This window comes from Streptomyces olivochromogenes (assembly GCF_001514115.1).
Classification (GTDB): domain Bacteria; phylum Actinomycetota; class Actinomycetes; order Streptomycetales; family Streptomycetaceae; genus Streptomyces; species Streptomyces olivochromogenes.
Window position 1 is genome coordinate 234,073 of record NZ_KQ948458.1, and the last position, 20,475, is coordinate 254,547.

Genomic DNA, 20,475 nt, shown 5'->3' on the forward strand with positions numbered 1-20,475 from the left:
AGGGTGATGCGCATGAGACTCTTTGCGGCCGTGCTGCCACCCCAGGCCGCGGTGCGTGAACTCGGCACGGTGGTGGACGAGTTGCACCGCCTGCCGGGCGCGGACGGACTGCGCTGGACGGGCCGTCCCGGCTGGCACTTCACCCTCGCCTTCTACGGCGAGGTGGCCGAAGAGCTGGTCCAGCCCCTGTCGGACCGCCTGGCCCGCGCGGCCCACCGCACCCCCTCCTTCCCCCTCGCCCTCCGCGGCGGCGGCCACTTCGGGGGCCGGGCGCTGTGGACCGGGGTGTCGGGGGACGTCCCTGCGATGCGGCTGCTGGCCGACCGGGCGGAGGCGGCGGCGCGGAAGGCGGGCGTCGGGACGGGCGAGCACCGTCGCTACCGCCCGCACCTCACGCTGGCCCGCAGCCGCGACACCGCCGACTTCGCCCCGTACGTCGCCGCCATGGACGCCTTCGCCGGGCGGGACTGGACGGTCCGGGAGCTGTGTCTCGTACGCAGCAATCTGCCGAGGTCAGGAGTGTCGGGGGAGCAGCCGCGCTACGAGACGGTGGCGTCCTGGCCGCTGGACGGGGCGGGCGGCTGAAGGTCCTCGGGGGCGGCCGGTTAACCTCGATGGCGTGAACCCGAAGACCCGAAACCAAATCATGGCCGGTGTACTCGTGCTGATGTTCGTCGTGGTGGCGCTGGCGGCAGCGGTCAAGTAGGGCCGGCCGGGCCGCTCCGCCGGGTCGGCCGCAACACCGCGCCGCCTGTCCGCCCGCGGGCAGGTCGTGGCCGGTCGCGCGGTTCCTCATGCCCCTTGAGGGGCGCCCGGGCGGGCGCCCCCTGGGGAGCGTTACCAGGCGAAGGCCTCCGGGGACGGGCCCGGACCCGGGAAGATCTCGTCCAGGCCGGTCAGCAACTCGTCCGACAGCTCCAGCTCGACCGCGCGCAGGGCCGAGTCGAGCTGTGCGGCGGTACGGGGGCCGACGATGGGGCCGGTGACGCCGGGGCGGGTCAGCAGCCAGGCCAGGGCGGCCTCGCCGGGCTCGATCCCGTGCTTGTCGAGCAGATCCTCGTACGACTGGACCTGCGCGCGGATGGTGGTGTTCGCGAGGGAGTCGGCGGCCCGGCCGCTCGCCCTGCGCCCGCCACCGACCTCCTTCTTGATGACACCGCCGAGCAGTCCGCCCTGCAGCGGCGACCAGGGGATGACCCCGAGGCCGTACTCCTGCGCGGCCGGGATGACCTCCATCTCGGCGTGCCGCTCGGCGAGGTTGTAGAGGCACTGCTCGCTGACGAGACCGATGGTGCCGTGGCGCCGGGCGGCGATCTCGTTGGCCTGGGCGATCTTGTACCCGGGGAAGTTGCTGGACCCCACGTAGAGGATCTTGCCCTGCTGCACCAGTACGTCGACCGCCTGCCAGATCTCCTCGAAGGGAGTGCGGCGGTCGATGTGGTGGAACTGGTAGACGTCGATGTAGTCGGTCCGGAGCCGCTTGAGGGAGGCGTCCACGGCCCGTCGGATGTTGAGGGCCGACAGCTTGTCGTGGTTGGGCCAGGCGTCGCCGTCGGCGGCCATGTTCCCGTACACCTTGGTGGCGAGCACGACCTTGTCGCGCCGCTCACCACCCTTCGCGAACCAGTTCCCGATGATCTCTTCCGTACGGCCCTTGTTCTCGCCCCAGCCGTACACGTTCGCGGTGTCGAAGTAGTTGATTCCTGCGTCCAGCGCCGCGTCCATGATGGCGTGGCTGTCGGCTTCGTCGGTCTGCGGACCGAAGTTCATGGTGCCGAGGACGAGTCGGCTGACCTTGAGTCCCGTGCGTCCGAGCTGCGTGTACTTCATGACTCCCTAGCCAACGGGGTGGAGTGCGCTCTAGGCAAGGGAGGTGTCCGCGTGGCGGGTCAGTCGCGGGGGAACTCGTCCGTTTTGAGGGTGAGGCCGACGGGAGTGGTGGTGAGGTCGATGTCCACCCCGAAGGCGACGGACAACTCACTGACGTACTCGCCGTCTTTGGGCTGGGTGAAGAGGTGGCACCTGCCCTGGTAGGGGTCGGCGATGAGGTAGACGGGGACCTCCGCGAGCGCGTACGCGGTCTTTTTGGGGCCGTAGTCGTTGGAGCCCGTACTCTGCGAGATGACCTCGGCGATGAACTCGACGTTCTTGTAATGCCAGCGGCCCTCGTCGTCCTTCTCTGCGGAGTCGCTGAGTTTGGCCACATCAGGGCAGAAGCCGTTCTCGCGGCCCGGGAAGTCGATGCGGACGTCCGAGAAGACTTTGACGTCCATCCCGAACCTGTCTTCGACGGACCGCACGATCCTGCGGATGATCTCCCAGTGGGTGTCACGCTGCGGCGTCATATGAACGGTGCCCCCGACGATCTCGACCCTGAATCCTTCGGGGACGGGCATACGCTCAAGCCGCTGGAACCATTCGTCCAAGCGCTTGGTGTTGGCGTCGGCCATCTCGATCCTGTCTTCAAGGACGGTCATCGTGGCGCTCCTCCCCGGCCGCAACCCGGTCGAGTGCAGCCGCGCGGTACAACGATACGCACGGTGACGTGGTCACGTGGGGATCAGTTCCCGGCGGTCACTTGAGTCTCCCCCAGGGGGAGGCGGCAGGGTGGGGGCATGGACGGCGGCATGAACGACCCCCTCGGTCCGCTCTGCTCGATCGGTGAGCTGGCGCGGCGGACCGGGCTGACGGTCAAGGCGATTCGGTTCTACTCCGATCGGGGCATCGTGCCGCCGACCGGTCGCAGCCCGGCAGGCTACCGCCTCTACGGCGCCGACGCCCTCGCGCGTCTGGATCTCGTGCGGACCCTGCGTGACCTGGGAGTAGGACTTGCGGACATCCGGAAGGTCGTGGCACGCGAACTCTCGCTCTCCGAGGTCGCGGCGGCGCACGCGGACGCGCTCGCCGTGCAGATCCGCACCCTGCGGCTGCGGCACGCGGTGCTGACGGCGGTGGCCCGGCGCGACTCCAGCCCCGAGGAGATGGATCTCATGCACCGGTTGGCAAGGCTCTCCGAGGACGAACGCCGACGTCTGATCGACGACTTCCTCGACTCCGTCTTCACTGGGTCGGCCGGTTCCGGCGCGTTCGTCGGGATCCGGCGCTCGTTCACCCCCGAACTGCCCGACAACCCCGAACCCGAACAGATCGCGGCCTGGGTGGAGTTGGCCGAGCTGTCCCAGGACGGGGAGTTCCGGGCCGTCGTGAGGCGGTTGGTCGCGCATCTGGAGGCGGAGCAGGAGGGTGCCCGGGGCGGCGGGCCCCGCCCCGGACTGGTCCCGGCCGTTCGTGAGCTGGTCGGCCCGGTCCTCGCGGCGGGGATCGAGCCGGGAGACAGCGCCGCCGCGCCGGTCGTCGAGGCGCTCCTCGCTCACGACGTACACGTTCTGACCCGGCTCGAAGCCGTCAACGACCCGCGCAGGGAGCGGTACACGGAGCTGCTCGCCGTCATCAACGGCTGGCCGGCACCGGAGAGTGCGGCGCCCGTGCTGGACTGGGCCGTCGAGGCGCTGCGCGTCCGGGGTTGATGACTCACGTACGCCACGACGACACCGCCAAAGCCGCCGGCCGGCGTCGGCGGTCAGGCCGAGTAGGGCTCGCCCAGGTCCCAGGCCTGGTACATCGCCTCCGCGAAGGCCTCCGCGATCTTGTGCTCGCCGGACGCGTTGGGATGCGTGCCGTCGTACGTGTCGTGGTGGACGTCGTAGCCGGGGGGCGGGGAGGCGAGGAGGACGGGGGAGCGGGGTTCGTCCAGGTCGGCCACCGCCTTCGCCAGGAGTTCGTTGAAGGCGGCGACCTGGGCGGCGAAGGGCGCGTCGGACTCCGCACGGACGTTCGGTATCACCGGGAGGAGGACCAGGTGGATGCGCGGGTTCGCCGCACGGGCCTCGGCGACGAAGGCGCGGGCGTTCGCCGCCGTCTGCACGGCGTTCGTGTAGAAGCCCAGGTCGATCAGGCCGAGGGAGACCAGGAGCACGTCCGCGCGCTGGGTGCGGACCGCCTCACCGATCAGGGGCACCATGTGCTGCCAGCCCTCGCCCCAGCCCGCGAGGTGGGCGCGCGGGAAGTCCGGGTCCGCGTACTCGTGCGAGTCGGGAGACTCCGTCGCCTTGTCGTACAGCGTCTCGCGCGGGCCGACGATCCGGAACGGGCCCCCGTACGTCGCGCGCAGGTGCTGCCACATTCGGTAACGCCATGTGTGTTCGCCCGCGCTTCCGATCGTCATGGAGTCGCCGACGGGCATGAACCTGAGCATCCGCTCATCATGGTTGATCGGGCGGGCGATGAGTAAGGGCCGTGTGGGGTGTGGGGTGTGAGGATGGACACGCCGGGGGTGGCGGCTCCCCGGGGGCTCACCGGGTCCCGGCGGCGCCGGGATGGCAGGCTTGGGCCATGCGCCGATCGCCCTCGTTCCTCGCCGGAGCCGCCTCCGCCGCTGCCGTTCTCGCCCTCGCGCTGCCGGCACCGGCCCTCGCCGCCGACGGGGACGGGGGGTTCACGATCAAGGATCCCCGGATCACCGAGTCGAGCGGGCTCGCCGCCTCGCATCTTCACCCCGGCATCTACTGGACCCACAACGACAGCGACGACGGTCCCTACCTCTACGCCGTCGACAGCAGGACCGGCGAGACCGTCGCCACCATCACCATGAAGGGGGTGGGCGCGCCGCGTGACGTCGAGGCCATCTCCCTCGGGCCGGACGGCGACCTCTACGTCGGCGACATCGGCGACAACCTCGGCGGCAAGTGGTCCTACGTGTGGATCTACAAGCTGCCCGAGCCGAAGGTGCTCAAGGACCAGACGATCCGGGCCACGCAGTACGTCGTGAAGTACGCGGACGGGCCCCGCAACGCCGAGGCGCTGATGGTCCACCCGAAGACCGGACGGGTCTACATCGCCGACAAGAACGAGGACGGCGGCCACCTGTACGAGGGTCCGGCCCGGCTCTCCGCATCGGGCACCAACATCTTCCGGTCCGTCGCCACCATCGACCTCTGGGTCACCGACGGCGCCTTCTCGCCGAACGGCGAACAGCTCGTCGTGCGCGGGTACTTCGGCGGGATCGCGTACACCTGGAACGACGGGAAGCTCAAGCGCCAGGGGCGGTTGGACGTACCGCTCCAGCGGCAGGGGGAGTCGGTCACGTACACCCCCGACGGGTCCAAGCTCATGTACGGCAGCGAGGGCAAGGACAGTCCGGTCCAGCCCGGCTCGGTTCCCGGGGGCGGGTCCGACTCCAAGTCGCCTTCGCAGGGCGGGGGTTCGGCGTCGGGCGGCGGGAGTGGCGGCGGCATGAGCTCCGGTGCCAAGGGGGCGCTCGCCCTCGCGGCGGTTCTGGTGGCCGGGTTCGGGCTGAAGAGGTTGTTGCGCAAGTCGTAGTCGCCCCATGGTGACGTGCACGGCGACGTGAGGATGCGTACGGCATGAGAGAGGGGCGCCCGGCGCGATTGCCCGCGCCGGGCGCCCCTCTCTGCGTACGACTGAGGACTACAGCTTCTCGATCACGTAGTCGATGCACTTCGTCAGCGCCTCGACGTCCGCCGGGGTGATCGCCGGGAACATCGCGACGCGGAGCTGGTTGCGGCCGAGCTTGCGGTAGGGCTCGGTGTCGACGATGCCGTTGGCACGCAGGACCTTGGCGACGGCGGCGGCGTCGATCTCGTCGGCGAAGTCGATCGTGCCGATGACCTGCGAGCGCTTGGTGGGGTCGGCGACGAACGGGGTCGCGTACTTGCTCTCCTCGGCCCAGGTGTAGAGGCGGGTCGAGGAGTCCTTCGTACGGCCCGTGGACCACTCCAGACCGCCCTGGCCGTTGATCCACTCCAGCTGCTCGTTGAGCAGGAACAGGGTGGCGAGGGCCGGGGTGTTGTACGTCTGGTTCTTGCGGGAGTTGTCGATCGCCGTGGGAAGCGAGAAGAACTCCGGCACGTGACGCCCGCTCGCGTGGATGCGTTCGGCGCGCTCGATGGCGGCGGGGGAGAAGACGGCGATCCACAGGCCGCCGTCGGAGGCGAAGGACTTCTGCGGGGCGAAGTAGTAGACGTCCGTCTCGGTGATGTCGACCGGGAGGCCGCCGGCGCCGGAGGTGGCGTCCACCAGAACGAGGGAACCCTCGTCGGCGCCGTTGACGCGCTTGAGGGGGGCGGCGACGCCGGTGGAGGTCTCGTTGTGGGTGTAGGCGTAGACGTCCACGCCCGCCTCGGCCGCCGGCTCGGGGTGCGTGCCCGGGTCGGAGGAGATGACGGTGGGCTCGGCGAGCCAGGGGGCGAGCTTGGCGGCCTTCGCGAACTTGGAGCTGAACTCGCCGAAGGTGAGGTGCTGGGACTTGTTGTCGATCAGGCCGTGGGTCGCGACGTCCCAGAAGGCGGTGGAGCCGCCGTTGCCGAGGACGACCTCGTAGCCGTCGGGGAGCGAGAACAGGTCGCGCACGCCCTCGCGGACCTTGCCGACCAGGTTCTTGACCGGGGCCTGGCGGTGGGAGGTGCCGAGCAGGGAGGTACCGGTCGCGGCCAGCGCGTCAAGCGCCTCCGTGCGCACCTTGGAGGGGCCCGCGCCGAAACGTCCGTCGGCGGGCTTGATGTCAGCGGGGATCTGGATATCAGCCACGGTGCGAGCGTATCCGTTATGCGAAACGCGGTGGAAACTTCGTCCGGCGGGTGAGACGGGGCGGGGGCCACTTCCTCGCCCCCGCCGCCCCTACCCGTCCCGTCCCCGTGGGCTCCGCCCCCGGACCCCCGTAGGCCGTCATTTCGGCTGCGGGTGGGTGGGGGCTGGTCGCGCAGTTCCCCGCGCCCCTAAGGGCCTTCAGCCCCCGGCTTGGTCAGTCGGAGGTCAGGCGTACGGGGAGTTCGTGGAGGTCGTTCTGGGTCACCACCGGCTTGTTGCGGAGTTCTGAGGAGGGGATCGCCAGGTCCAGGGACGGGAAGCGGGCGTACAGGGCCGGGAGGGCGACGGCCGCCTCCAGGCGGGAGAGGGCGGCGCCGGGGCAGACGTGGGGGCCGTGGCCGAAGGAGATGTGACGGTTCTTGGTGGTGCGGGTGATGTCGAAGTCGCCCGCGCTCGGACCGTGGGCGTTCTCGTCGCGGCCGATCGCGCCGTACGAGACGATCAGGGCGTCGCCCGCGGGGATCACCTTGTCCCCGACGGGTACGTCCTCCGTCGCGAAACGGATCAGGACGTGCGAGGTCGGGGTGGAGTAGCGGAGGGTTTCCTCCACGACCGCCGACCAGTCCGCCTCGCCGGAGAGGACGAGGGCGCGCTGCTCGGGGTGGGCCGAGAGGTTGACCACCGCGTTGACGATCAGGGAGATCGTCGTCTCGTGGCCCGCCGCGACCATCAGCTGGAGGGTGGAGACGATCTCCTCGTCGGTGAGGTGGTCGCCGTCCTCGGAGGCCAGGATCAGGGCGGAGGTCAGGTCGTCGCCCGGCTCCGCACGCTTCGCGGCGACCGTCGCCGCCATGATGGCGGCCAACTCCGTCAGCGTGGCGATCACTTCCGCGGGCGGGGTCTGTGTCGAGAAGAACTTCTCGAAGAGTTCCTGGAGGCGGGGGAGCCGGGACTCCTCGATGCCCATGAGGTCGGCGATGACGTACATGGGCAGGGGGTAGGCGAAGTCGGCCTTCAGGTCGACGACGCCGCCCGGGCCCGACGTCAGGCCGTCGAGCAGACCCTCCGTCAGTTTGGTGATGCGCTCGCGCATCTGCTCGACCCGGCGCGGGGTGAGCGCCTGCGCGACCAGCGTGCGCATCCGGCGGTGGTCCGCGCCGTCCACCGTGAGCATGGAGCGGCCGGGGTTGGCGAGACCGATCAGCGGCCAGTCGGGCGCTATCTCGCCGCGCTGCCAGGCACCCCAGACGTTGATGTCCTTGACCAGCCGGGGGTCGGTGAGCAGGGCGCGGGCCTCGGCGTGGTGGGTGACGGCCCACACCGGGACGCCGCCGGGCAGTTCGACGGCGGCGAGCGGGCCCGCCTCCCTGAGCCGGGCGCTCTCGCCGTCCAGGTCGGACACGAACGGGTCCAGGGCGATACGACTGGTCATGCGGGGGTGCCTCCGAGGGCCGGGGTCGGGGTGAAGCGCACAGGCAGTTCGGTCAGGCCCCGCAGCCACGGTGAGGGGCGCCGGGTCAGGGCGTCGGCCGGGACGGCCAGGTCGATGTCCGGCAGGCGGTCCAGTACGACCTCGATCCCCGTCCGCGCGATGACCTCCGCCACCTCCTGCGCCGGGAACGGGCAGCGGTGCTCCCCGTGGCCGAAGGAGAAGTGGGCGTTGTTGCCGCCGGTGAGGGCGGAGCCGTCGGTGCGGACCTGCGGGTCGGAGTTGGCGCCCTGGAGGCCGAGGAGGAGGAGATCGCCCGCGCGGACGCGGTGACCGCCGAGCTGGGCGTCGCGGGAGGCCCAGCGGCCGGCCACGTTCTGGGTGGGGGTGTCCTCCCAGAGGACCTCGTTCATGGCCTCGGCGACGCTGTTGCGGCCGCCGAAGAGCGAGGCGGCGAAGCGTTCGTCGGTCAGCATCAGGCGCAGCGAGTTGCCGATCCAGTCCGCGGTCGGCTGGTGGCCGGCGGCCATCATGACCATCAGGTCCTGGATGATCTCCTCGTCCGTGAAGCCTGCCGTGTTCGCGAGCATGCGGGACACGACGTCGCTTGCGGGCGCGGCCTTCCGGTCGGCGATCAACCGGGCCATGGAGCCGGCCAGGTGCTGCTGTCCGGCCAGCGCGTTCTCGCGGCCGTTGACCATGTCGTTGAGGGCGGTGACGAGGCCGGGACCCTGTTCCTCGGCGAAGCCGTAGAGCATGGCGAGGACACGGACGGGCAGCAGAGCGGCGTAGTCCCCGATGAGGTCGATCTCGCCCTTGGCGCACGCCGCGTCGATGAGTTCGTCGGCGAACCTCTCGGCCTGGGCACGCAGTTCGAAGGGGTCCACGGCTTCGAGGGCGTCGCTGATCATCGCGGCGCGCTCGCGGTGCCGTTCGCCGACGGTGTAGAGGATCGAGGGCTGTTTGCGGCCGATCATCGGCAGCAGTGGCCAGTCGTCGGGGATGCGGTCCCACTGGTTCCACAGCTCGGAGTCGCGGCTGAACAGCACGGGGTCGCCGGTGACCTGGTGCAGTTCGCGGTAGCCGAGCACCAGCCACGCCGGGATGTCGCCGTCCAGGACGACGGGCGTCACGGCACCGTGGTCGCGCCGCATCTCCCGGTACAGCTCGGCGGGTTCGGTCTGGAACCGGGGCCCGCTGAGGGGCACAGGGGCGGGGGTCACAGGGCCAACTCCGGTGTTGTGAGGGCGCTTTCGGCGGCGTACAAGGTCTTGAGGTGCTCCACCAGCGTGATCAGCACCCGTTTGCTGGACTCCCGCGAACGCGCGTCGCAGTCGAGCAGCGGGACCTTCGGATCGAGGTCGAGGGCCTCGCGGATCTGGGCGGGGGTGTGCGCGGAGCCGCCGAAGTCGTTGCAGGCCACGATGAACGGCGTCCCGTGGTGCTCCAGCCGGTCGATCGCGTACCAGGAGTCGTCGATACGGCGGGTGTCGACGAGGACGACGGCCCCGAGCGTGCCGGAGAACAACCGGTCCCACAGGAACCAGAAACGCTCCTGGCCCGGCGCGCCGAACAGGTACAGCACATTGCGGGCGTCCAGCGTGATGCGCCCGAAGTCGAAGGCGACCGTGGTCGCGGACTTGCCGCGCACCTCGCTGATGTCGTCGACCGCCGCGCCGGCCTGCGTCATCGTCTCCTCGGTGTTGAGGGGACGTATCTCGCTCACCGAGCGGACCAGGGTGGTCTTGCCGACGCCGAAGCCGCCCACGACGACGATCTTCAGACCGTTGTCGGCCTGTGCCCCCAGGGGCGTACGGGCGTCGGCCCCCTGGGACGTACGGGCATCAGAGGTTACGGAGTCCAACGAGCACCTGCTCCAGGATGTCGGGATCGGGAAGAGCGGCTTTTTGGGGGTGGCGGGCGCTGACGCGGCCCGCGGCGAGCAGGTCGGAGAGCAGGATGCGGGTGATGGACACCGGCAGCTTCAGCACGGCGGCGATCTCCACGACCGCCGTCGGCCGCTCGCACAGCCGCAGGATCGCCGCGTGCTCCGACTGCATGCCCACCGCCGGATCGCACTCGGCGACCACGAGTGTCACCAGGTCGAACGGGGTGTCGGGCGCGGACCGGCTGCGCCCTCCGGTGAGGGTGTAGAGCCGGTCGGGCGCGTCGTCCCTGCCCGGACGGCTCATGACGTCCGGGGCTGCGCGCTCAGGTATTCGCCGAGTTGTTCCACGAGCTCGCTCATGTTGTGCCCGACCAGACCGGCGTCCGCGTCCTCGGCGGTGACCACGGCGAGGTGGGCGCCGTCACCCGCCTCCACGATGAACAGGACCCCGCCGTAGAACTCGGTCATCGCCGAGCGCACGCCCCCGGTGCCGTCGCCGAACTCCACGGACGCCCCGTGGGACAGCGACTGGATGCCGGCGGCGATCGCGGCGAGCTGGTCGGCGCGGTCGACGGTGAGCTCCGGCGTGCGGCACAGCTTCAGCCCGTCCCGGGAGAGCACGAGCGCGTGCCGGGCGCCCGGGGTGCGCTCGAGGAGGCCCTCGATGAGCCAGGAGAGCTTCTCGTCGGCGGTGGTGGTGCCGGTCATGAAGTGGTGTCGCCTTCCGGATGCGAGGAGGTGTGCGAGGTGGCGTGCGAGGGATGCGCGGGGGCGGGCTCCCGTACGGCTTCTTCGCCGCGTACGGCGTTCCCGGATTCGCCCTGAACGGATTCGACCCGTACGGATTCGTCCTGCGTGAATGCGACCCGTACTGATTCTTCTTGCGTGAACGCGTCCCGTACGGCGTCTTCGGCGGTGTACGCGGTGGCGCGTACGGCGTCGTCGTCGGGCACCGTTCCCTGGACCGCCGCCTGGTCCGGCGCGGTGCCCCGGACGGCCTGGCGGAAGCTGTTGAAGCGGGCGGCGGTGGCCTTGGAGTCGGTCGTACGGGGCTCGGGGTCGGCCTGGCTCGTGAGGTGGGCGCGGCTGCGCTCGGCGTGCGCGAGGGTCCGGCCGCGGCGGCGCTTGGGGAGGCCGCCGGTCGCGGGAGTGCCGGTCGAGGGAGCGTCGGTCGTGGGGGTGCCGTTCGGCGGGGTGTCGGTGGCGTGCCGGGGCGACTCGTGGGTGGGGACCGGGTCCGGGTCGAGGTCCTCGGGGGCGCGGGCGGCGGCGTACGACGCCCGGGGACGCGGCTCGGCGAGCGAGCGGTCCTCGGCGGGCGGGGTCGCCGCGGCGGGCTCGACCTGGGGTTCCGGCGCCGCCGGGGCGGCCGGGGCCGGTACGGAGGGCAGGCTCAGGATCTCCTGGGGGATGAGCACCAGGACGCCCGTGCCGCCGCGCGCGGAGGGCCGGAAGGACACCTTCAGGCCGTGCTTGCGCGCGAGTCGGCCGACCACCGCGAGGCCGAGCCGGGTGCCGGTGAGGCCGCCTAGGTCGGCGGAGTTCCCGGCGTCCGCGGAGACGGCGCGTTCGGCGCGGCGCAGCTGGACGTCGCCCATGACGAGGCCGCTGTCCTCGACGGAGACGATGACACCGGCCGGGACCTCCTCGACGTAGACGTGGACCTCGGCGGTCGGCGGCGAGAAGTTCGCGGCGTTGTCGAGGAGTTCGGCGAGCGCGTGCATCACGCCCTCGGCGGCGTGCCCGGCGACGGCGGCGTCGCTCGCGGAGTGGACGCGCACCCGCTGGTAGCCGCCGATGCGGCCCATGGCGCCGCGCAGGATCGACTCCATGACGATGGGGCGCGCCCAGCGGCGGCCGGAGCGGGCGCCCGCGAGGACGGCGACGGAGTCGGCGAGGCGGCCCGCCTGCGCGGTGCGGTGGTCGAGGTGGAGGAGGTCGGCGAGGACCTCCTCGTCGGAGTGCCGCTCCTCCATGGCGCGCAGGTCGGCGAGCATGCCGGTGGACAGTGCCTGCATCCGCCCGGCCGCGTTGGCGGTGGCCGAGATCGCGGCGGCCCGGTCGCTGGCCGCCCGCCGCGTGCGCTCGGTCAGCCGGGTGTTCTCCTCGGAGAGTTCGGCGAACCGCCGCCGCTCCTCGGCGATCTCGGCGGTGAGGCGCTGCCGCTCCTCCTCGAACCCCTGTGTGAGCAGGGCGCGTTCGCGGGCGTCGGCGTCGGCCAGACGTGCGCGTTCGCGGGCGGACTCCTCCGCGAGCCGGGACCGCTCCTGGTTGAACTCCTCCGCCATGCGGGCCCGTTCCTGCAGGAGCCGTCCGGCGTCCTGGGCCACGGCGTCGAGTCGGCGGCGCGCGAGCTTCGTGGTCTGCAGGGCGCGCGCGGCGACCGCGACGGCGACGCACAGCAGCACGGCGGCGGCGCCCGTGCCCCAGGCGAGGGGGACGCGTGCCGAGTCGGGTGCCAGGGAGACGGCGACGACGACCGCGACCGCTGCCGCGACGGCGGTGAGCAGGGGCGCGGGGGCGCTCGCGCGGAGGGTGGGTCGTTCGCCGGAGGGGATGGGCGCGGTCATGAATCGTGTCCTCGGTCGTGTCCTGGACGAATTTCCTGGGGCGAGGTTCCTGGGAGGAGGTTCCTGGGCGAGAGCCGACACCGGTTGCTCAATTTGCCGTCACTATATGAGAGTTCGTGATCGGATTGGGAAGGTTCCGGATCCGAGCCCGTAATCCGCTGGTGATCGGTGTGTGATCGCGATGACAATCGGTCGGTGATCGGCCAGGCATCGGTCGGTGATCGGCCAGGCATCGGCCAGTGATCGGTCGGTGATCGGCCGGTGATCGATGTGTCACGGTTACGGACCGTTGTCGGTGCGTGGGGTCATCCTGGAGACATGACGGATCTTGGCGCGAAGGACGGCACGAGCGGCGCGGCGGACCCGCCCGACGTGGACGGGCTGCGGGCCGCCCTCGTGGCGGAGATGCGCGGCGAGGTCGCCTTCGACGTGACAGCGCGGGCGCTGACCACCATGGACGCGTCCAACTACCGCCGGGTCCCGCTCGGAGTGGTCCGCCCGCGCGACGCCGCCGACGTGGCGGCCGCCCTGTCCGTGTGCCGGGCCCACGGGGTGCCGGTCGTGCCGCGCGGCGGCGGCACCTCGATCGCGGGCCAGGCCACCGGCACCGGAGTCGTCCTCGACCTCACCCGCCACATGAACCGGATCGTCGCGCTCGACCCCGAGGCGCGCACGGCCGTCGTCCAGCCCGGTGTCGTCCTCGACCGCCTCCAGGAGGCCGCGGCCCCGCACGGCCTGCGCTTCGGACCCGACCCCTCCACCCACAGCCGCTGCACCCTCGGCGGCATGATCGGGAACAACTCGTGCGGCTCGCACTCGGTGGCCTGGGGCACGACGGCGGACAGCGTGCGCGAACTGTCGGTGGTCAAGGGGAACGGCTCCGTCGTACGACTGGGACAGAGCTGGCAGGGTGCCCCGGACGGCCTGCGGACGCTGGTCGAGGGCGAGCTGGCCCGCCTGCGCACGGGCTTCCCGCAGCTGCCCCGCCGGATCTCCGGCTACGCGCTCGACGCGCTGCTCCCCGAGAAGGGCGCCGACGTCGCCCGCTCCTTCTGCGGCTCCGAGGGCACGCTCGGGGTGCTCACGGAGGCGGTCGTGCGACTGGTCGAGGCACCGCGCGCGCGGGCGCTGGCCGTGCTGGCGTACGCGGACGAGAGCGCGGCGGCCGAGGCGGCGGCCGGGCTGCTGCCGCTGGGGCCGCTCACCGTGGAGGGGATGGCCGCGGACCTCGTACCGCCGGACGCGGGGCTGCCGCGCGGCGGCGCATGGCTGTTCGTGGAGACAGGGGGCGTGGACCCGGCGGAAGCACGCGCGCGTGCCGACGCGATCGTCCGGGCCGCCGACGTCCTCGACGCCCTCGTGGTCACCGACCCGGCCGGACAGCGCGCCCTGTGGCGGCTGCGCGAGGACGCGAGCGGCACGGCGACCCGGATGCCGGACGGCAGCGAGGCATGGCCGGGCTGGGAGGACTGCGCGGTGCCGCCGGCCCGGCTCGGCGCCTATCTGCGCGACTTCCGGCACCTGCTGAGCGCCCACGACCTGCGCGGCACCCCGTACGGGCACTTCGGCGACGGCTGCATCCACGTCCGCATCGACTTCGACCTGCTGACCGGTGCGGGCATCCGCCGCTTCCGCCGCTTCTCCGAGGAACTGGCCGAACTGGTGGTCTCCCACGGAGGCTCCCTCTCGGGCGAGCACGGGGACGGGCAGGCACGGGCCGAACTGCTGCCCAGGATGTACGGCACGGAGCTGGTCGGTCTCTTCGAGCGGGCCAAGGACCTCTGGGACCCCGACGACCTGCTCAACCCCGGGATGCTGGTGCGCCCGCACCGGCTGGACGAGAACCTGCGGTTCGCGGTGCTGCCGCGCGAGCCGGTGGACGTGGCGTTCGGATATCCGAGCGACGGCGGGGACTTCTCGGCGGCGGTGCGCAGATGCGTGGGGGTCGCCAAGTGCCGTACGACGGCCGCCGACGCGGGCGTCATGTGCCCGTCGTTCCGGGCGACGGGCGAGGAGGAGCACTCCACGCGGGGGCGGGCCCGGCTGCTGCACGAGATGCTCGCGGGCGAGGTGGTCACCGACGGCTGGCGCTCGACCGAGGTCCGGGACGCGCTCGACCTGTGCCTGTCCTGCAAGGGCTGCCGGTCCGACTGCCCGGTGGGCGTCGACATGGCCACGTACAAGGCGGAGTTCCTGCACCACCACTACGAAGGCAGGAGGCGCCCCGCCGCGCACTGCACGATGGGCCGGCTGCCGGCGTGGCTGCGCCTGGTCGACCGCACGGGAACGGCGCCGCTGCTCAACTCCCTCGCCTCCGTAGGGCCGTTCGCGGCGCTCGGCAAACGGCTCGGCGGGATCGCGCCCGAGCGGGAGATCCCGCGCCTGGCGCAGGAGACGTTCAGCCGGTGGTGGGGGCGGCGGTTCAAGGAGCGGGTGCGGCGGATGATGCGGGAGGGGGCGTACGGCCCCGAGGTGGAGCTCGACGCGTCCCCGAGGGAGGTGGCGATCCTGTGGCCGGACACCTTCACCGAGTACCTGTCGCCCTCCGTCGGGCAGGCGGCCGTACGGGTGTTGGAGGCGGCCGGGGTGGACGTGATGCTCCCGCCGACGGTGGTGATGCGCAAGCGGACGCCGCGGGCCGGGGAGAGCGTGTCCCTCTCGCACCATCCCTGGTCGGTGGGCGCGCGGGGCCACGTCTGCTGCGGGCTGACGTACGTCTCCACGGGCCAACTCGACCGCGCCCGCGCGGTGATGCGCCGCACGCTCGACCTGATGGGCGTGTTCCTGGACCCGGACGTCCACCCGCGGCCACCCGCCGTCGTCGTCCTGGAACCGAGCTGCGCCGCCGCCCTGCGCACGGACCTCCCTGAGCTCCTGCACGACGACCCGCGCGCGGCGCGCCTCGCCTCGGCGGTGCTGACGTTCGCCGAGGCCCTGGAGCGCCTCGCCCCGGGCTGGTCGCCCCCGCCCCTCGACCGTCCGGTGACCGGCCAGACCCACTGTCACCAGCACGCCGTCCTCGGCGACGGCCCGGACCGCCGACTGCGCGCGGCGGCGGGCCTCACCGGCTCCCTCGCGGGCGGCTGCTGCGGACTCGCGGGCAACTTCGGCTTCGAGAAGGGCCATTACGAGGTGTCGAAGACCTGCGCGGAGGAACAACTGCTCCCGGCCGTGCGGGCCGCCACCCCCGACACCCTGCTTCTCGCGGACGGTTTCTCGTGCCGCACCCAGCTGGAACAGCTGGCGGGGCGCAAGGGGCGGCATCTGGCGGAGGTGCTGGCCGAGGCGCTGGACCAAGGCGTGGACCAAGGCGTGGAGCAAGGCGTGGAGCAAGGGGTGGACCCGGAGGTCGACCGAGGGTCGGACTGACGACGCGGATATCCAATACCCAGGGTTTTTAGGCAACTCTCAGGTTTCATAAGGGGATTCACAGTCGTCATGTGCTGCATTTTGCTGTGCCTTGGGACGCGGGGCGTGTAGGTTCCTTGATGTCGGGCGGCAGGGAAAACCGAGGTGACGACCAGGAATTCCCGCCCCTGTCCGTAGAGAATTCTCGCACCATCGCACTAATGCGCTCGCTATTGCGTAGCCAGAAACCTCAAGGAGTTGGCATGAGCTTCAAGAAGCTTGCCCCCCTGCCCCCCAAGCCCAAGTCGAAGCAGCTCCCGCCCCCGCCGGCGCCGAAGCCGCGCAAGAAGGCGCACAAGCCGCTCCCCAAGCCGTTCCCCAACGACGAACGCTGATCGAGCGGCTGATCGAGCGGTAGTGGAGAGGCCGACGGTGCGCCGTCGGCCTCTCTCTTTTGAATTCCTCGGCACGGCCTGCAATTCAAATGAGGAGGGCCATGACCCGGCAAAGGCAGAATCAGGGGTACGAGAAACACAAGGAATACGCGGAAAGCGGCGTCGGCGCGGTCGCGGACGATCGGTACGAGGATCACGAGTACGAGGACGACGCGTACGAGGACGACGATGAACTCGACCACGACACGCCGACCATCCCCGCCCGTACCGCCTTCCGGCGCTTCTGGCCGCTGACCAAGGGGCTGCGGAGCTGGCTGCTGGCCATCTGGCTGTGCACGGTCCTGGCCGCTCTCGCCGAGACCGCCGCCATCCTCCTCTTCAGCGATCTGACCGACCACGCCCTGCAACAGGGCTCACTGGCCGCGTTCTGGGCCCCGGCCGCCGAATGGCTGGCCGTCGCCGTGCTCGGCGCCGCCGTCGCCTACGCGGGCAACTCCCTCGCCACCTGGGTCACCGAGCGCTTCGTGATGCGGCTGCGCGAGCACGTCTTCGACCACGTACAGCAGTTGCCGCCGCACTTCTTCCAACGCCACCGCCAGGGCGACCTGTTGTCCCGGCTGACCAGCGACGTCGAGTCGATCGAGACGATGGTCGTGTCCGGGCTCGTGGGCGCGGCGTCGGCGGCGTTCAGCGCGCTGTTCTACGCGGCCGCCGCCTTCTGGCTGCGCTGGGACCTGGCCGCGGCGACCTTCGTGCTCGCACCCCTGTTCTGGCTGGCCGCCCGCCGCTTCTCCGGCTCCATCAAGTCCGTCTCGCGCGACGGCCGGGTCGCCGACGGCGCGATCACCTCCGTCGTCGAGGAGTCCCTCGGCAACATCGTCCTCACCCAGGCGTACGACCGCCGCGACGCCGAGCGGCGGCGGCTGAACCAGGAGGCGACCGCCTGGTTCAGGGCCTCCGTACGCTCCGGGCGCCTCAACGAGCTGTACGAGCAGCTCGTCCAGGTCATCGAGACGATCTGTGTGCTCGCGGTCATCGGCCTCGGCGTGTGGGAGATCTCCGGCGGCCGGATGACCCTCGGCCAGCTGCTCGCCTTCGCCGCGTTCCTCGGCTATCTCTACCCGCCCGTGCGCGGCCTGGCCCAGCTCGGTCTGACCATCGCCGCCGCCACGGCCGGCGCCGAACGGCTGATCGAGATTCTCGATGTGCGGCCCGCGGTCGCCGATCCGACGCGCTCGGCGGAGAGCCGGCTCGGCCGCCCCGACGGCGCCGTGGAGGTCCGCGAGGCCACCTTCCGCTACCCCGGTGCGGAGACCGACGCCCTGCGTGGCCTGTCCTTCACGGTCAACCCCGGCGAGCTCGTGATCGTCACCGGTCCGAGCGGCGCGGGCAAGTCCACCGTGTCCAAGCTCCTCCTGCGCTTCTACGACCCGGACGCCGGCTCCGTGCTCCTCGACGGCGTCCCGGTGGGCGACTTCCCGCTGGCCCGGCTGCGCGAGTACGTCACGCTGCTGCCGCAGGAGACCCTCGTCCTGCACGACACCGTCCGCGCCAACATCGGCTGCGGGCGCCCCGGCGCGAGCGACGAGGCGCTGGTGGAGGCCGCGCGCGCCGCCGACGCGCACGACTTCATCATGAAGCTGCCGGACGGATACGACACCAAGATCGACCCCAACTCGGCCCGACTCTCCGGCGGCCAGCTCCAGCGGCTCGCCATCGCCCGCGCCATCCTGCGCGACGCCCCCGTCCTCGTCCTCGACGAGCCGACCACCGGCCTGGACGCGATGGCCGCGCGCCGCGTGATCAAGCCGCTGCGGCGTCTGATGCAGGGCCGTACGACGATCATGATCACCCACGACCTCAACCTCGCGCCCGACGCCGACCGCATCCTCGTCGTCGACCGCGGCCGCGTGGTCGAAACCGGCCGCCACGACGAACTCCTGGCCCGCGGCGGCGCGTACGCCCGTCTGCACGGATCGCAGAACAACGCGCTGATGGACACCGGAGAGCTGCGGCTGCCGCTGTTCACGGAGGCGGAGGTTCCGGTGGACGGCGCGGTGCCGGTGGACGGTGCGGTGCCGGTGGGGATGTCGACCGGGGTGCCGACGGGAGTGCCGGTGGGGGTGTCCGTGGGGATGCCGACCGGGGTGCCTGTGGGGGTGCCGGCCGGGGTGCCGATGGATTACGCGGGGGGCTTCGTGGCGGAAGCGGCTCCGCAGTACGCGTACTACGGGGCCGCCGGGCAGTGGTCCGGGGCCGAGGGAGCCTGGTACCCGGGTGCGTTTCCCGACCCCCTCCCCGAGCCCGACCCCCTCCCCGATCCCGATCCTCTGCGGGACCCCCTTGACGGCTATCTGCCCGACGGTCGGCCCCTCTTCCGCGACGAGACACCCTGGACAGGCGCATAAGGGGTTCACGTGCCTGACTTGGTCCATTACTGTGGACTGAGAAGTGCACCTTGATGCACGACTCCTGAGTCGAGCCCCTGGAAGGCCCCGTGAACACCCCCAGCGCCGCCCCGTCCCCCTCGGCGTCTCCGCCCTCCCCGGCCTCGGTCGCCCCGGCGATGGCGCCCGCGCCCACCCCGGGCGAGGGCGCCCCGAACCGGTGGGGTGCCCTCGGCCCCGTGGGACTGGTCCTGGCCGGAGGCGTCTCGGTGCAGTTCGGCGGCGCGCTGGCGGTCACCCTCATCCCGCGCGCGGGCGCGCTCGGGGTCGTCACCCTGCGCCTCCTGGTGGCCGCGATCGTGCTGATGGCCGTCTGCCGGCCCAAGGTGCGCGGACACTCGCGGGCGGACTGGCGCACGGTCGTGATCTTCGGTCTCACCATGGCCGCGATGAACGGCCTCTTCTACCAGTCGGTCGCCCGTATCCCACTCGGCCCCGCCGTCACCCTCGAGGTCCTCGGCCCGCTCGTCCTCTCCGTCCTCACCTCCCGCCGCGTCCTGAACCTCCTCTGGGCGGGCCTCGCCCTCGGCGGCGTCTTCCTGCTCGGCGGCGGAGGCTTCAGCTCCCTCGACCCGGTCGGCGTCGCCTTCGCCCTGTCCGCGGGCGCGATGTGGGCGGCGTACATCGTCTTCAGCGCGCGTACGGGCCGACGCTTCCCCCAGGCGGACGGGCTCGCGCTCGCCATGGTGGTCGCGGCGGTGGCGTTCCTGCCGCTGGGGATCGCCGAGTCCGGGACCCGGCTGATCAACCCGACGACCGTGGCCCTGGGCGGCGCGGTCGCCGTGATGTCCTCCGTGCTGCCCTACACCCTCGAACTGCTCGCGCTGCGCCGCTTGCCCGCCGCCACCTTCGCCATCCTGATGAGCCTGGAGCCCGCCGTCGCCGCGACGGCCGGCTTCCTCGTCCTGGACCAGGCACTCTCCGCCACCGAGGCCCTCGCGATCGCCCTGGTCATCGCCGCGAGCATGGGGGCGGTACGGACACAGGTGGGGCGGGGCAGGGCGAAGAACGTCGGCTCGGGCGGGTCGGCCGCTTCGGCTACGTCGGCTGGTTCGGCCGCTTCGGCTGGTTCGGCTGGTTCAGAGAGGTCGTAGCAGCCGGAGGATCATCTCCACCGTCCGCTCGACGGGGCGGGCGCGTGCCGTGGCGCTGAACAGCAGGGTGCGGGTCAGGACGGCGCCCAGCAGCATGTCGAACACGTCGTCCGGGTCCACGGTGGGGTCGACGGTCCCGGGTGGCGCGGCGCGCAGGATGTCCTGGAAGAGCGGTCGCGCCGACATACGGACGTACACCTCCGGCGGGCCGGTCCGGTCCGACGTCTGGTGGTGCGCGAGCAGGCCCGCGGCGGCCGCGCGGGCCGCGGGAGTGCTGAAGGCCGCCAGGTAGGCGCGGACGAACCGGCCCAGATCGCGGCCGAGATCCCCGGTCGGCCGCACGCTCAGCGGACTGAGTCCCGGAAACGTGGCCTCTTCGATCAGCTCGATCCGGGACGGCCAGCGCCGGTAGATCGCGGAGGCGTGCACGCCGGAGTGTTCGGCGACCGCCTGGATCGTCGTCGCGTCGAAGCCGCGCCGGACGAGCAGTTCGCGCGCTGCCGCGAGGGCCCGTTCGTCGATGCTCGTGTCCCGGGGACGACCGGGGCGACGGCGCGGCTCTGTCATGGCGGACATCGTAATGACCGGCTGTTCACGGCAGGCCATTTATAGGAGGGCCTCTTCTATAAATGGCATGGCGTCGCTACAGTCCGAGCGGGGATCCGAGCGGGGATCCGTGCGGGGATCCGTGCGGGGAA

18 protein-coding genes are annotated in these 20,475 nt (G+C 71.6%); 7 read left to right on the forward strand and 11 right to left on the reverse strand.

Annotated features, from left to right (window positions below; genetic code table 11):
* Nucleotides 1–12 precede the first annotated feature (12 nt).
* The gene (gene thpR, locus AQJ27_RS23095) at nt 13–585 is read left to right on the forward strand and encodes an RNA 2',3'-cyclic phosphodiesterase (RefSeq protein ID WP_067372449.1); all 573 of its coding nucleotides are present in this window, start codon (nt 13–15) and stop codon (nt 583–585) included.
* Nucleotides 586–837: 252 nt separating this feature from the next.
* Here thpR and AQJ27_RS23100 read toward each other — a convergent pair whose 3' ends face one another.
* Together AQJ27_RS23100 and AQJ27_RS23105 are read right to left on the reverse strand one after the other, a co-directional pair.
* Complete coding sequence (locus AQJ27_RS23100; protein WP_067371893.1) at nt 838–1,830, reverse strand: aldo/keto reductase; 993 nt, start codon at nt 1,828–1,830, stop codon at nt 838–840.
* Between the two features lie 59 nt (nt 1,831–1,889).
* Entirely contained in the window at nt 1,890–2,477 is a 588-nt protein-coding gene (locus AQJ27_RS23105) for a Uma2 family endonuclease (RefSeq protein WP_067371896.1), read from the reverse strand.
* A 138-nt stretch (nt 2,478–2,615) separates the two neighbouring features.
* On the opposite strand from AQJ27_RS23105, the gene AQJ27_RS23110 reads away from it, so the two are divergent.
* Nucleotides 2,616–3,527, forward strand: a complete 912-nt coding sequence (locus AQJ27_RS23110; RefSeq protein WP_067371899.1) for a MerR family transcriptional regulator — start codon at nt 2,616–2,618, stop codon at nt 3,525–3,527.
* Between the two features lie 53 nt (nt 3,528–3,580).
* Here AQJ27_RS23110 and AQJ27_RS23115 read toward each other — a convergent pair whose 3' ends face one another.
* The gene (locus AQJ27_RS23115; RefSeq protein ID WP_067371902.1) at nt 3,581–4,255 is read right to left on the reverse strand and encodes an SGNH/GDSL hydrolase family protein; all 675 of its coding nucleotides are present in this window, start codon (nt 4,253–4,255) and stop codon (nt 3,581–3,583) included.
* A 137-nt stretch (nt 4,256–4,392) separates the two neighbouring features.
* On the opposite strand from AQJ27_RS23115, the gene AQJ27_RS23120 reads away from it, so the two are divergent.
* Nucleotides 4,393–5,379: a hypothetical protein gene (locus AQJ27_RS23120; RefSeq protein WP_067371906.1), complete on the forward strand. Its 987-nt coding sequence runs from the start codon at nt 4,393–4,395 to the stop codon at nt 5,377–5,379.
* A gap of 108 nt (nt 5,380–5,487) precedes the next feature.
* On the opposite strand, the gene serC is transcribed toward AQJ27_RS23120, so the two are convergent.
* The 7 genes from serC to AQJ27_RS23155 all read right to left on the reverse strand — a co-directional run bounded on the left by serC (nt 5,488) and on the right by AQJ27_RS23155 (nt 12,493).
* Nucleotides 5,488–6,606 carry a phosphoserine transaminase gene (gene serC, locus AQJ27_RS23125; protein WP_067371909.1) on the reverse strand — a complete coding sequence of 373 codons (1,119 nt, stop codon included), beginning with the start codon at nt 6,604–6,606 and terminating at the stop codon, nt 5,488–5,490.
* Nucleotides 6,607–6,820: 214 nt separating this feature from the next.
* Entirely contained in the window at nt 6,821–8,038 is a 1,218-nt protein-coding gene (locus tag AQJ27_RS23130) for a cytochrome P450 family protein (RefSeq protein ID WP_067371911.1), read from the reverse strand.
* Entirely contained in the window at nt 8,035–9,258 is a 1,224-nt protein-coding gene (locus AQJ27_RS23135) for a cytochrome P450 (RefSeq protein WP_067371914.1), read from the reverse strand. Before AQJ27_RS23135 ends, AQJ27_RS23130 begins: the two co-directional genes overlap by 4 nt.
* The gene (locus tag AQJ27_RS23140; RefSeq protein WP_067371918.1) at nt 9,255–9,899 is read right to left on the reverse strand and encodes a GTP-binding protein; all 645 of its coding nucleotides are present in this window, start codon (nt 9,897–9,899) and stop codon (nt 9,255–9,257) included. Before AQJ27_RS23140 ends, AQJ27_RS23135 begins: the two co-directional genes overlap by 4 nt.
* Nucleotides 9,880–10,227, reverse strand: coding sequence for a DUF742 domain-containing protein (locus tag AQJ27_RS23145; protein ID WP_067371922.1), 348 nt, complete (start codon nt 10,225–10,227; stop codon nt 9,880–9,882). Before AQJ27_RS23145 ends, AQJ27_RS23140 begins: the two co-directional genes overlap by 20 nt.
* Nucleotides 10,224–10,631 carry a roadblock/LC7 domain-containing protein gene (locus AQJ27_RS23150; RefSeq protein WP_067371926.1) on the reverse strand — a complete coding sequence of 136 codons (408 nt, stop codon included), beginning with the start codon at nt 10,629–10,631 and terminating at the stop codon, nt 10,224–10,226. Before AQJ27_RS23150 ends, AQJ27_RS23145 begins: the two co-directional genes overlap by 4 nt.
* Entirely contained in the window at nt 10,628–12,493 is a 1,866-nt protein-coding gene (locus AQJ27_RS23155; RefSeq protein WP_067371929.1) for a sensor histidine kinase, read from the reverse strand. Before AQJ27_RS23155 ends, AQJ27_RS23150 begins: the two co-directional genes overlap by 4 nt.
* A gap of 318 nt (nt 12,494–12,811) precedes the next feature.
* Here AQJ27_RS23155 and AQJ27_RS23160 point away from each other — a divergent pair, with 318 nt between their 5' ends.
* The 4 genes from AQJ27_RS23160 (at nt 12,812) to AQJ27_RS23170 (ending at nt 19,777) form a co-directional block, all read left to right on the forward strand.
* Nucleotides 12,812–15,862: an FAD-binding and (Fe-S)-binding domain-containing protein gene (locus tag AQJ27_RS23160; RefSeq protein WP_079065172.1), complete on the forward strand. Its 3,051-nt coding sequence runs from the start codon at nt 12,812–12,814 to the stop codon at nt 15,860–15,862.
* A gap of 242 nt (nt 15,863–16,104) precedes the next feature.
* On the forward strand, nt 16,105–16,236 hold the full coding sequence (locus AQJ27_RS60185; protein WP_256258009.1) for a hypothetical protein: 132 nt from the start codon (nt 16,105–16,107) through the stop codon (nt 16,234–16,236).
* Between the two features lie 101 nt (nt 16,237–16,337).
* Nucleotides 16,338–18,644 (forward strand): ABC transporter ATP-binding protein, encoded by a 2,307-nt coding sequence (locus tag AQJ27_RS23165; RefSeq protein ID WP_079065173.1) that lies wholly within the window; start codon nt 16,338–16,340, stop codon nt 18,642–18,644.
* An 89-nt stretch (nt 18,645–18,733) separates the two neighbouring features.
* Nucleotides 18,734–19,777 carry an EamA family transporter gene (locus AQJ27_RS23170; RefSeq protein ID WP_425275222.1) on the forward strand — a complete coding sequence of 348 codons (1,044 nt, stop codon included), beginning with the start codon at nt 18,734–18,736 and terminating at the stop codon, nt 19,775–19,777.
* On the opposite strand, the gene AQJ27_RS23175 is transcribed toward AQJ27_RS23170, so the two are convergent.
* Nucleotides 19,763–20,344 carry a TetR/AcrR family transcriptional regulator gene (locus AQJ27_RS23175; protein ID WP_067372464.1) on the reverse strand — a complete coding sequence of 194 codons (582 nt, stop codon included), beginning with the start codon at nt 20,342–20,344 and terminating at the stop codon, nt 19,763–19,765. The genes AQJ27_RS23170 and AQJ27_RS23175 overlap by 15 nt on opposite strands.
* Nucleotides 20,345–20,475: the final 131 nt, after the last annotated feature.

Bases quoted from the DNA above. Each gene is read 5' to 3' on its own strand.
- AQJ27_RS23145 (WP_067371922.1), bottom strand. From the start codon at position 10,227: ATGAGCCGTCCGGGCAGGGACGACGCGCCCGACCGGCTCTACACCCTC.
- AQJ27_RS60185 (WP_256258009.1), top strand. From the start codon at position 16,105: ATGAGCTTCAAGAAGCTTGCCCCCCTGCCCCCCAAGCCCAAGTCGAAG.
- AQJ27_RS23150 (WP_067371926.1), bottom strand. From the start codon at position 10,631: ATGACCGGCACCACCACCGCCGACGAGAAGCTCTCCTGGCTCATCGAG.
- AQJ27_RS23130 (WP_067371911.1), bottom strand. From the start codon at position 8,038: ATGACCAGTCGTATCGCCCTGGACCCGTTCGTGTCCGACCTGGACGGC.
- AQJ27_RS23120 (WP_067371906.1), top strand. From the start codon at position 4,393: ATGCGCCGATCGCCCTCGTTCCTCGCCGGAGCCGCCTCCGCCGCTGCC.
- AQJ27_RS23105 (WP_067371896.1), bottom strand. From the start codon at position 2,477: ATGACCGTCCTTGAAGACAGGATCGAGATGGCCGACGCCAACACCAAG.
- thpR (WP_067372449.1), top strand. From the start codon at position 13: ATGAGACTCTTTGCGGCCGTGCTGCCACCCCAGGCCGCGGTGCGTGAA.
- AQJ27_RS23175 (WP_067372464.1), bottom strand. From the start codon at position 20,344: ATGACAGAGCCGCGCCGTCGCCCCGGTCGTCCCCGGGACACGAGCATC.
- AQJ27_RS23165 (WP_079065173.1), top strand. From the start codon at position 16,338: ATGACCCGGCAAAGGCAGAATCAGGGGTACGAGAAACACAAGGAATAC.
- AQJ27_RS23100 (WP_067371893.1), bottom strand. From the start codon at position 1,830: ATGAAGTACACGCAGCTCGGACGCACGGGACTCAAGGTCAGCCGACTC.
- AQJ27_RS23155 (WP_067371929.1), bottom strand. From the start codon at position 12,493: ATGACCGCGCCCATCCCCTCCGGCGAACGACCCACCCTCCGCGCGAGC.
- AQJ27_RS23160 (WP_079065172.1), top strand. From the start codon at position 12,812: ATGACGGATCTTGGCGCGAAGGACGGCACGAGCGGCGCGGCGGACCCG.
- AQJ27_RS23115 (WP_067371902.1), bottom strand. From the start codon at position 4,255: ATGCTCAGGTTCATGCCCGTCGGCGACTCCATGACGATCGGAAGCGCG.
- AQJ27_RS23110 (WP_067371899.1), top strand. From the start codon at position 2,616: ATGGACGGCGGCATGAACGACCCCCTCGGTCCGCTCTGCTCGATCGGT.